Consider the following 10865-nt stretch of genomic DNA (forward strand, 5'->3'; position numbering starts at 1 on the left):
ATGTTCGACATCATTCGCGACAACTGGCAGCTACTGTTGCTTGGCCAGTATCCCAACGGCCCAGTAGGTGGCCTGGTCCTGACCCTGCTGCTGTCCATTGCAGGACTAATACTGGCCTTCCCTGCGAGCATTTTGCTCGCCTTGGCACGGCTTTCCCCGTGGAAGGCCTTCCGTATCCCGGCAACCATCATCGTCTACGTGGTCCGCGGCGTGCCGCTGGTCATGCTGATTTTCTGGAGCTACTTCCTCGTTCCACTCCTTGTCGGACATAGCGTCTCGGGTGTCACCACGTTGCTGTGCACGCTGGTCATCTATGAAGCCTCCTACATCTCGGAAGTCGTTCGAGCAGGCATTGAGGCATTGCCCCGCGGTCAAACCGAAGCGGCTCGAGCACTCGGACTGAGCTACGTGCAGACCATGACGAAGGTCATCCTACCGCAGGCGCTCTACAACATGATTCCCAGCATCGTCAGCCAGTTCGTCTCGACCATCAAGGAAACGTCCCTCGGCTATGTCATCAGCGTCCAGGAGCTCACCTACTCCGCCAATCAGGTCAACACCAATCTTCTGACACGGCCGTTCGAGGTCTTCCTCATCCTGGCCCTGACCTATTTCACTGTCTGCTTCTGCCTCACCCAGCTTGCGCACGCCCTTGAACGTCGTGTCACCCGCAAGAGGACCAGGAGTACCGCAAGCACACGGAGCTATGCAAATGATTCAGTTCTCCAAAGTCAATAAGTGGTACGGCGACTACCACGCCCTGGTCGACGTCTCCGCACAAATCGAACGTGGGCAAGTCGTCGTCATTTGTGGACCGTCTGGCTCCGGGAAATCCACACTCATCCGTACCATCAATCGGTTGGAAGAGATTCAGCAGGGAACCATCCACTTGGCCAACGAAGACATCCACTCGTCGTCGCTGAATCTGAACAAGTTCCGCAGCCACGTCGGATTCGTCTTCCAGCAGTTCAACCTGTTCCCTCACCTATCCGCGCTTGACAACGTGTGCCTCGCGCCTGTGAAGGTTGCCGGCAAGAGCAAGGCCGAAGCGCGCGAGAAGTCAATGTCGCTGCTGGAACGTGTCGGACTTGCGCATAAGGCAGAAGCCTATCCGCAGCAGCTCTCCGGTGGGCAGCAACAGCGCATCGCCATTGCAAGAGCCTTGGCGATGGACCCGCCGGTCATGCTCTTTGACGAGCCTACCAGCGCGCTCGACCCGGAGATGGTGGGCGAAGTCCTGAACGTGATGAAGTCGCTCGCAAAGGACGGTATGACCATGGTCTGCGTCACGCACGAGATGAACTTCGCTCGCGAAGTGGCCGACCGTGTCTGGTTTATGGACAAGGGCGCGATTCTGGAGGAAGCCTCGCCCGTCGATTTTTTTGCATCGCCCCAGCATCCGCGTGCGCGCGCCTTCTTGTCGGACCTGCGCTCGCACTGAAGTCGCCAACTGCCAAAATCAAGGATTCACGATGTCCCAATCCATCGTCAGCAGCCGCATGGCTCTGATTAAGCCCTCTCCCAGCGTCGCCGCGAAATCGATGGTTGACGATATGCGCGCCCAGGGACATGACATTCTGGACTTCACTATCGGCGAGCCGGACCTGCCGACACCTGCCCACATTGGCCAGGCCGCTAACGACGCCATCGCCCGAGGCGAAACCAAGTACACCAACACGTTGGGAACCCTGGCGCTGCGCAAGGCGATTTCGGCGAAGCTGAAGCGTTCCATGAAGCTGGACTATGCTCCCGACGAGGTTGTTGTCGGCTGCGGGGCCAAGCAAGTCATCTTCAGCGCCCTGACGGCCTCGTTGGAGGAAGGTGACGAGGTCATCATCAGTGCACCCCACTGGGTCTCTTACCCGGACATGGTTGTGCTGAATGGCGGCAAGCCCATAATTGTCACGTGCGGACCGAATGTTGGATTCAAGCTTACGGCGTCCGCGCTCGAGGCTGCCATCACGCCTCGCACTCGCTGGCTAATCCTGAACAGTCCGAACAATCCGACGGGCGCTGTTTATACGGAGGCCGAGCTGCAAGAGCTCTGTGGAGTGCTCGAGCGGCATCCGCATGTCTGGGTGATGAGCGATGAAATTTACGAACCGTTTGTGTACGACGGTGGAAGCGCTCTCTCTCCGATTGCGCTAATGCCTTCGCTTAAGCAACGCTCCCTGCTGATTAACGGCATGTCGAAGGCCTACGCCATGACAGGATGGCGGGTCGGGTACGGCGCCGGCCCGCGAGAGCTCGTCAAGGCCATCAGCACCCTTTTTTCGCAGAGCTCGACGTGTACCAGCTCCGTGTCGCAGGCTGCTGCCGTGGCAGCGTTGGAAAGCGACCAGGCTTGCGTCGACGAGATGGTAAGCATCTTCGAGAAGCGCCGCGACCACATGGCAGCCTTGCTGAACGAGATTCCGGGCATCGCCTGCACGCCTTCAGCAGGGGCATTCTACCTGTACGTGTCGGTGAGTGGCCTCATCGGAAAGCAGACGGATACCGGCAAATTCCTCGAATCCGACCTGGACGTCGTGATGTTCTTCCTGAGCAAAGCAGGGGTAGCGGCGCTTGACGGCGCTGCATATGGTCTGTCGCCCTACTTGCGCTTCTCGTTCGCGAGTTCCCTGGAAGCTATTGAGGAAGGCTGTGACCGGCTAAAGAAGGCCGTGGCAACACTCCGATAGAGGTATGCGCCGTGCGCCGCATACACGCAGGCGCACGGCGAACGTCGCGAGGAAGTGCCCCGCGACTGGTACAGGGCATTTGCCTCTGGTTCATAGCATTTACCTCCCGACGGTGCAGGCTCCTCAGAGAGTACCGTCCATCGACAGCGCGACTGCTCGCATTCCATACCGCCTAATGGGGCGTTCCAGAATATCAGTTTGACGGTGCATGGTTGAGAAGGCATCTTACCGATATGGCACTGACGATAGAGTTGCCTCCGGAACGCCTGTCGTGCTTACGCAGTCGACAGGTAGTTTTCTTCCCGACTAGGAACGAATATGAATGCTTCCATTCCCACAAGCCTGCGCTCGCTCCTCTTCGTTCCTTCAGATAGCGAAAGGAAGCTTGAGGCATCATTACGCTCGGACGCAGATGCGCTCATTTTCGACCTTGAGGACGCAGTCCCGGAAGAGCGCAAAGGTGACGCCAGAAGGCTGCTCGCCCAGTTCCTTGAAACCCATCGAGGCTCAATGTCACCATTAGCTTGCATCCGTATCAACGGGCTATCTACTGCACACCTATTGGATGACCTTGCAGCCATAATTCCCCATCGACCGGACGCAATCGTCCTGCCAAAATGCCGCAATGCAGATGATGTACATCGGCTCAGTGACTTTCTCTCCGCCTACGAGCACGCATTGCTTGGCAGTACGCAGCAGACTGGAATTATCGCCATGGCCACGGAGACATCGGAGGGGGTATTCGGTCTTGCCTCCTACCGAAATGCACCGATGCGTCTGCGCGCGCTCATGTGGGGTGTCGATGACCTTGCCGCTGACCTAGGTGCCTTTTCCTCGCATGCTGGACGCGAGTTGACTTCGCCCTTTTCGGTCGCACGCACCATGTGCCTGCTTGCTGCAGCGCAGGCTGGCGTTGACGCGATTGACGCCGTGAGCACGAAGCTTGGCGACGAAGCGGAGATAGAAGACGAGGCTGCGCGAGCACGTCGCGATGGCTTTGCTGCCAAGGCCGCCGGGCACCCCTCGCATATAGCCGCCATCAATCGTGCCTTTCTTCCTAAAGAAGAAGAGGTAGCCTGGGCACGGAAGGTGGTGGCGGCATTCTCTAGTGTGGGGGCCTCAGGCGTTGTACGGCTTGGAGATACCATGATTGACCGCCCTCATCTCCGCTTGGCTCACAGAATACTTTGCCAAATCGACGGCGAAGATTGACTCCTCAAACCCAATGAGGAGCGAGGCCAACTCGCACCTCGAAGGGGTCGCGGTGAAGCAATGCACTGAGCGCTGTCGAGAATATCCATCCGGAGTTCGGCGTCCTCCTGCGAGCGCCTTCTCGGCCCACGAGCGGTAGCCAGCACAATGTTGAACACCGATGACGATGGAATGGGAGCGTTCCCGGATGCGGCCAATGTGGCGGTCGTACGTCCCAGGCGTTTTGGCGTTGTCCCTATACCCAGGTTACCTGAACTCTCGTGGCCGAATCGATTCGACAGGGGCACTCGGCCATCCAGCAGTTCTGCGAGCCACTGCGAGCTTGGCCGACATCAACAGGCGACCTGTCGGGTCGGCTGTATGGCTTGAGCGATGGGTAAGAACAGCTCATACCATCACTCCGACCAGTTCCCGGAAGGTGGCATTCTCCAGACCACACCAGCTTCCCTGCTCGGCGAGCCGTAGGCACAAGGCGTAGGCACGGGGCATTGGGACTCGTCCGTGGTGTAACGACGGGTTTCCGAGGTCGCGTATTGCGAGGAAAAAAGGGGGAGGTCTCACGACCCCCCATAGTCCACCAAACTTCCGAAACGTCTATGCCTGGTGGGGAGACACCAACTGTCTGCAGCTAGAGCCTTCTTAGCCCAGTGTTCGCTTCAACCTCTCCTGTCCCATCGAGGTAGCCGTGCTTCGCGAGGTCCGGCATCAATGCCGAGGCGAGGAATGTGATTGCTGACAGCGCCGCAACATAGTAGAAAAAAGACGACTCCACGTGTGCGGCGCGCATTGCGAGGGCGGCGTATTCCGCTGTACCACCAAACAATGCATTGGCAAGAGCGTAAGGCAGGCCGACACCAAGCGCACGAACAGTAGCCGGGAACAGGTCAGCCTTCACCAGCCCCGCAATCGGCGTGTAGAAGGATGCAATGAGCAAGCCCGACACAACCAGTCCGAACGCTGCGTACGGGCTCGTCACTGACTTCAGCGCTAAGAGAATCGGCACCACCAGCAATGCGGCCAGCCCAGAGAAAAGCAGCATGTGAGTCTTGATTCCGAGCTTGTCCGCCACCAGACCGAAGATTGGTTGGCACAACATGAAGCAGATGAGCGATGCGGTCATGACTACGCTTACCACCTCGGGACTCATTCCAGCCGACACAACCAGGAACTTCTGCATGTAGGTAGTGAACGTGTAGAAGTAGAGCGAACCGCCCGCAGTGAAAGCGAGAACGAGAAGGACCGCCCGCTTGTGATGGAGCAGGCCAGAGATGGAGCCGGCCTCTTTGCTTTTCATGTCGTGCTTGGAAAGGGTCTCTACCATCGCCCTACGCAAATACACAACGACGACGGAGCTGACAGCACCTATGAAGAAGGGAATGCGCCATCCCCACGCCTTCAGTTCGACGTTGGACAGTGTGTGCTGCAGAATCACGACCGTGAGCAGGGCAAGCAGCTGGCCTGCAATGATGGTGAAGTACTGAAACGAGCCGAACAGGCCCCGGCGTCCTGCAACCGAAGCCTCACTCAGATAAGTCGCACCGGTGCCATACTCCGCACCTACGGACAGACCTTGAATAAGCCGTGCAACCACCAGGAGAACTGGCGCTGCGACACCAATAGCTTCGTAGCTCGGCAGAACCGCAATCATCAATGAGCCGAAGCACATCATGAAGACTGAAATAATCATAGAGATCTTCCGGCCTCGCGTGTCCGCAATCCAGCCGAAAAGCCAGCCCCCGAGCGGCCGCATGAAGAAACCTACGGCGAACACCCCTGCAGTCGCCAAAAGCTGACTCAACTGATCCCCGGAGGGAAAGAATGCCGACGCGAAGTAAATCGATGTGTAGGCGTAAATGAAGAAATCGAACCACTCCACGAGATTGCCAGAGCAGGCACCAATAATTCCTTTGACTCGGCTTGAAAGTGAAGTGTAAGGGGAAAGCGGGGCCCCGACGGCCGTCGTTTGGCCGACCTCTTTGTGCAACATCCTTGTCTCCTGGAATGCGTGGCAGGGAAGCCATCGCACCTTTGCTCCGTAGCGTTCCGTGCCTGAGTAGCACTTTTCTTCTTCGACGCTAGAGCGTTTGCGTATCACTTCAATGCTACTCGTTCGACCAGCTCACGATGAAATAGCATTTTCTGATGCTCGTATCGAGAAATTGCATACCACCTGACGGATTGCATACGGCGCCCGGAGTGCAGCGAATGACCTCGTGACACCAGCATTTCGGCTGGAAATTTGCTCCTATGGGCTTCTGGGACCCACGCCACCCAACCAAGAGGGCGTCAACAAGCGATAAATGGTTATTCTCGCAGTGCTCCTAGCTGAGAAAGGCGACCCGCCCTACCGCGGGGCGAAATGGGTTAAAGAAACGCGTTGAATTAGAAGGAACGCGGCATACCCAGGATGTGCTCGCCGACGTAGGACAGAATCAGGTTCGTCGAAATCGGGGCCACCTGGTACAGACGGGTTTCCCGGAACTTGCGCTCGACATCATACTCAGCTGCGAAACCAAAGCCGCCATGGTATTGCAGGCACGCGTTCGCCGCTTCCCAGGACGCGTCGGCAGCCAGCAGCTTCGCCATGTTGGCTTCGGCGCCGCAAGGCTGATGTGCGTCGAACAGCTTGGCGGCCTTAAAACGCATGAGGCTTGCCGCTTCCACGTTCACGAAGGCCTTGGCAATTGGGAACTGCACACCTTGGTTCTGGCCAATGGGCCTGCCGAAAACTACACGCTCGTTGACATACTTGGTCACCTTGTCGATGAACCAGTAACCGTCGCCGATACACTCGGCGGCAATCAGCGTGCGTTCGGCGTTGAGGCCGTCCAGGATGTACTTGAAGCCCTTGCCCTCCTCACCAATCAGGTTCTCCGCCGGAATCTCCAGGTTGTCGAAGAACAGTTCATTGGTCTCGTGATTGACCATGTTGATGATGGGCTGGACCGTCAGGCCCTTCCCAATGGCTTCACGCAGGTCGACCAGGAAGATGGACATGCCTTCCGACTTCTTCTGACACTCGGCCAGGGGCGTGGTCCGTGCCAGGAGAATCATCAGGTCCGAGTGCTGGACACGCGAAATCCAGACCTTCTGGCCATTGACGACATACTTGTCGCCCTTGCGCACCGCGGTGGTCTTGATTTTTGTCGTGTCAGTGCCGGTCGTCGGCTCCGTGACAGCCATGGACTGCAGGCGCAGTTCCCCGCTTGCAATCTTCGGCAGATACTGCTTCTTCTGCTCGGCCGACCCGTGACGCAGCAGCGTCCCCATGTTGTACATCTGGCCATGGCAGGCACCCGAATTGCCGCCGGCACGGTTGATTTCCTCCATGATGACCGACGCTTGCGTCAGGCCCAGGCCAGAGCCACCGTACTCCTCGGGAATCAGGGCAGCCAGCCAACCGGCTGCCGTCAGCGCATTGACGAACTCCTCCGGGTAACCACGCACCTCGTCAATCTTTCGAAAGTACTCCGATGAGAACTGACCGCACAAATCGCGGATGGCTTCACGGATTTCCTGGTGTTCATCAATTCTGTTCAGCACAGCATGTCTCCAAAATCTTGGGGTTAGTTCAGCTCAGCGGATGCGCTCATCGCAAGGGAACCGTCTTCGTGACGAATCCACAGCTCGACGGACTTGCCGTCCTCACTGCGCTTACCGCAGACAAAGATGCGCTGAGGCACGAATGTCGGCCGGACTCCCCGGAACGAGAAGCTCTTGACTTCCGCGTCCGGCAAGTTCTTGCGCACCAGTTCCAGCAAGAGCATCGCCTGCAGTGGACCGTGAACCACTAGGTCGGGGTAATGCTCGACCCCGCTCACGTACTCTTTGTCGTAGTGGATGCGATGGCCGTTGAAGGTCAGCGCGGAGAAGCGGAACAGCATGACGGGGTCAGGCACCACCTCCTGAACCCATTCTTCGCCCTGGGGCGCCGGAATAGCCTCCGGTGCGGGCGCGTTCGGAGATGCATTCTCCCGGTAGACGATGTCGTGTTCTTCGGTAACCGCCAATCCCTGAGAGCCGTAGTACTTGTGCTCCACGGTCACAAAGGCGAGCGTGCCGCTGCGTCCTGTCTTCGCACTGACATCCAAAATGGTAGATACCTTGGAAGCGGCATCGCCAACGCGGAGTGGCTGATGAAACCTCAGGCGGCCACCCGCCCACATGCGGCGTGGCAGCGGGACCGGAGGAAGAAAGCCGCCCCGACTCGCATGGCCGTCCGAACCAAGCTCGGATTGTCGGTGCAGCGGCAAGAAATAGAGCCAGTGCCAGAGCGGCGCTATGGCGTCACCGCGAACGGGCGCAGGGCCTTCGTAGTCCAGGGTCGCGGCCAGCGCCTTGACGGGATATGCGGTTACCTCATCCTGGCTTTCCGTGGTCTTTCCCACCCACTCTTTCAACTTCACAACGTCCATCACGTCTCTCTGGTCTGATTGCTTGGCCTCAACTATGCACTGGGTGCAAGCCGCTTCCAATTCGAAAGTTCGGAACGAGCCATTCGACCAGACAGAAAGCACGACCTTCCCGGATATCCGAATGCAGCATTCGGAAGAAATGGATTTACCGTGAACAAAAGTGCGGCCAGCATCTGGACATGACATAGCGTTGAGCAGCCCCTATGCAAGTCCAGATTCGTTCCCGCACCCGGATATCCCTTCATCGGCTCATTCCAGCCTTTCCGATGCGGATTACGTCATCCCGCGGGCAGAACACCCTCGTCACGCGCGGCTTTTCTCGCACACTTCGCGAAGGTCAAACCGTCAGCATTCCCGCCTTCGAGTCCCTCGACCTGCAGCTGGCAGGCAGCCTCTTTTACCCCAGCGCTTGCGTCCTCGTGCTCGACGACGCACGGATTGACATCGCGGACTCACGCTCCGGGTTGAAGTGGGATGGCGGCACCGCTCCCAAAATTGAGTATCTACGTGAGCTGATTTCCGGGACGGTGTTCCATCACCCGCAGCAGGAGTGGAATGCAAGAGTGATGGCCAGTGCCCTTCGCACGACCCCGGACAAGATTCGCGCCACCTTATTCAGGCAAGGGGCCGCCTTTACGCAACTGTGCCGCACACAACGATTGATGAGGGCGTTGTTCGAGTCCATCCAGTTCAACCTGTCTGTCTCCGACCTTAGGGAGCGAGTGGGCTGGTCGGACAGCCGAGACTTGGAGTCGTCGTTTTACGACTGGTTTGGTGTCTCTCTCCAGGCGGTTTCGCGTCTGCGAGAAGGCAGCCTCTAGATAATCAGCAAATCGGAGAACGTCGTGAAGAACACTATTGGCCGGGTCATTCCCTCGTGGGCAGGCGGATTTCGCCTGGTGCCATATGCCGGAATCAGCACTTACCCAGAAGTGCACCACCGCGTAGGCGCCAGTTTTCGCTCACTTAGCCGAGGCACGCCGAAGGTTCTTAGTTCGATACGTGAAAGTCTTGACGCTGCCTGCCTGCGCGACGGCTCGACCATCTCCTTTCAGCACCACCTTCGGAATGGAGATGCGGTGGCCAATGCCGTGTTGTGCGAGGCAGCAAACATGGGGCTGCGCGGACTGACGATTGCCGCCAGTTCTATCTTTCCCGTACACGCCCCGTGGGTCGCACTCATCGAAGCCGGGGTCATTAGCCGAATCTACACGGCCTACGCGTCTGGCCCGGTGGCCGACGCCATCGTTCGCGGCGCCCTCCCCAACCCAATCGTGATGCACACCCATGGCGGTCGCGCACGGCTCATCGAGTCTGGCGCGTTGCATATAGACGCCGCGTTCCTTGCCGCGCCTACTGCCGACCCCTATGGGAACCTGAACGGCGTACAAGGTCCTTCAGCGTGTGGCACCCTGGGATACGCTGAGACGGACGTTCGCTATGCGACGACCGTGATAGCAGTCACCGACAACTTGGTTCCCTATCCTGCGTGCCCTATTTCGATTAGCCAGGACGACGTCGACTATGTGGTGGCGGTTCCGTCCATTGGCGACCGGGGGATGATTGTCTCTGGAACAACGCGGCCCACCGGGGAATCAGTCGGGCTCGAAATCGCTGCTCAGGCGGCAAAAGTCATTGAAGCGGCAGGTCTCCTCGATGATAACTTCGGCTTTCAGACCGGAGCAGGCGGCATCTCGCTCGCCGTAGCAGCCGCCCTTCGCGAAATCATGGTCCGGCGAGGCGTAATAGGAAGCTTTGCCGCAGGCGGAATCACCGGCTATCTGGTAGACATGCTCGAGCAAGGCCTGTTTCGCAGCCTCCTGGATGTCCAGTGCTTTGACCTGCGAGCCGTCGACTCTTTCCGTGACAATCCGCGCCACCAAGCCATGTCGGCGTCGATGTACGCCAATCCTTGGAACAAAGGTGCCGTCGTTAACCGCCTGAGCACCATGATTCTCGGCGCAGCTGAAGTTGACCTAGATTTCAACGTCAACGTCACGACCGCCAACGACGGAAGAATCATTGGCGGTTCTGGTGGTCACAGCGATACGGCGGCTGGTGCCGAGCTGGCCATTGTGACGACGCGCCTACGCGCGGGTAACGTTCCAAAAATTGTCGAGCAGGTCCGTACTGTTACTACCCCCGGCGCGACAATCGACATTGTTGTCACCGAAGCTGGCATTTCCGTCAATCCCCGTCGAGGCGAGGTAAAGGAACGCCTCATCGCCGCCGGATTGCCCGTTGTGCCAATTGAGGAGCTGCATGCAAAGGCCAACCACGGCTTGGGCAAGGTGCGGACTCTAAACGGCTCGTCTGGTGAAGTGGTCGGTATCGTGGAGTATCGGGACGGCACCGTCCTTGATGTCATTGAAGGCGTCGAACACTAGCTGGCCGGTGGGCCGGCACCCATCGGTGCCGGCACCACGGTGCTTCTCGCTATTGCAGTTCGATAAGCAGTTGGCCAGCGCGAACCAGAGCCCCAGAGCCTGTCAGATTTCTTGTGTGTTGAGGTCATGAGACGATATCGAAAGAAACGCCCTTATGACCGAAACAACAA

At 58.2% G+C, this 10865-nt stretch carries 9 protein-coding genes; 6 read left to right on the plus strand and 3 right to left on the minus strand.

The window, feature by feature from the left end:
* The 4 genes from AC3WL8_RS34770 to AC3WL8_RS34785 all read left to right on the plus strand — a co-directional run bounded on the left by AC3WL8_RS34770 (window position 1) and on the right by AC3WL8_RS34785 (window position 3893).
* Entirely contained in the window at window positions 1–738 is a 738-nt protein-coding gene (locus tag AC3WL8_RS34770) for an amino acid ABC transporter permease (protein WP_492379782.1), read from the plus strand.
* Window positions 713–1441 (plus strand): amino acid ABC transporter ATP-binding protein, encoded by a 729-nt coding sequence (locus AC3WL8_RS34775; RefSeq protein ID WP_492379783.1) that lies wholly within the window; start codon window positions 713–715, stop codon window positions 1439–1441. Before AC3WL8_RS34770 ends, AC3WL8_RS34775 begins: the two co-directional genes overlap by 26 nt.
* 31 nt (window positions 1442–1472) lie before the next feature.
* Window positions 1473–2681, plus strand: a complete 1209-nt coding sequence (locus AC3WL8_RS34780; protein WP_492379784.1) for an aminotransferase class I/II-fold pyridoxal phosphate-dependent enzyme — start codon at window positions 1473–1475, stop codon at window positions 2679–2681.
* 318 nt (window positions 2682–2999) lie between these two features.
* Window positions 3000–3893 (plus strand): HpcH/HpaI aldolase/citrate lyase family protein, encoded by an 894-nt coding sequence (locus AC3WL8_RS34785; RefSeq protein ID WP_492379785.1) that lies wholly within the window; start codon window positions 3000–3002, stop codon window positions 3891–3893.
* 628 nt (window positions 3894–4521) lie between these two features.
* On the opposite strand, the gene AC3WL8_RS34790 is transcribed toward AC3WL8_RS34785, so the two are convergent.
* From AC3WL8_RS34790 to AC3WL8_RS34800, 3 genes are all read right to left on the minus strand, one after another.
* Window positions 4522–5880 (minus strand): MFS family transporter, encoded by a 1359-nt coding sequence (locus AC3WL8_RS34790; RefSeq protein ID WP_492379786.1) that lies wholly within the window; start codon window positions 5878–5880, stop codon window positions 4522–4524.
* 395 nt (window positions 5881–6275) lie between these two features.
* Window positions 6276–7436 (minus strand): acyl-CoA dehydrogenase family protein, encoded by a 1161-nt coding sequence (locus AC3WL8_RS34795; RefSeq protein WP_492379787.1) that lies wholly within the window; start codon window positions 7434–7436, stop codon window positions 6276–6278.
* Window positions 7437–7459: 23 nt separating this feature from the next.
* Complete coding sequence (locus AC3WL8_RS34800) at window positions 7460–8308, minus strand: HTD2 family dehydratase (RefSeq protein WP_492379788.1); 849 nt, start codon at window positions 8306–8308, stop codon at window positions 7460–7462.
* Window positions 8309–8511: 203 nt separating this feature from the next.
* Here AC3WL8_RS34800 and AC3WL8_RS34805 point away from each other — a divergent pair, with 203 nt between their 5' ends.
* Both AC3WL8_RS34805 and citF read left to right on the plus strand, forming a co-directional pair.
* Window positions 8512–9129, plus strand: coding sequence for a helix-turn-helix transcriptional regulator (locus AC3WL8_RS34805; RefSeq protein WP_492379789.1), 618 nt, complete (start codon window positions 8512–8514; stop codon window positions 9127–9129).
* A gap of 24 nt (window positions 9130–9153) precedes the next feature.
* Window positions 9154–10695: a citrate lyase subunit alpha gene (gene citF / locus AC3WL8_RS34810; RefSeq protein WP_492379790.1), complete on the plus strand. Its 1542-nt coding sequence runs from the start codon at window positions 9154–9156 to the stop codon at window positions 10693–10695.
* Window positions 10696–10865 lie beyond the last annotated feature (170 nt).

The sequence above is a fragment of the Cupriavidus sp. FW305-F7 genome (assembly GCF_058782875.1).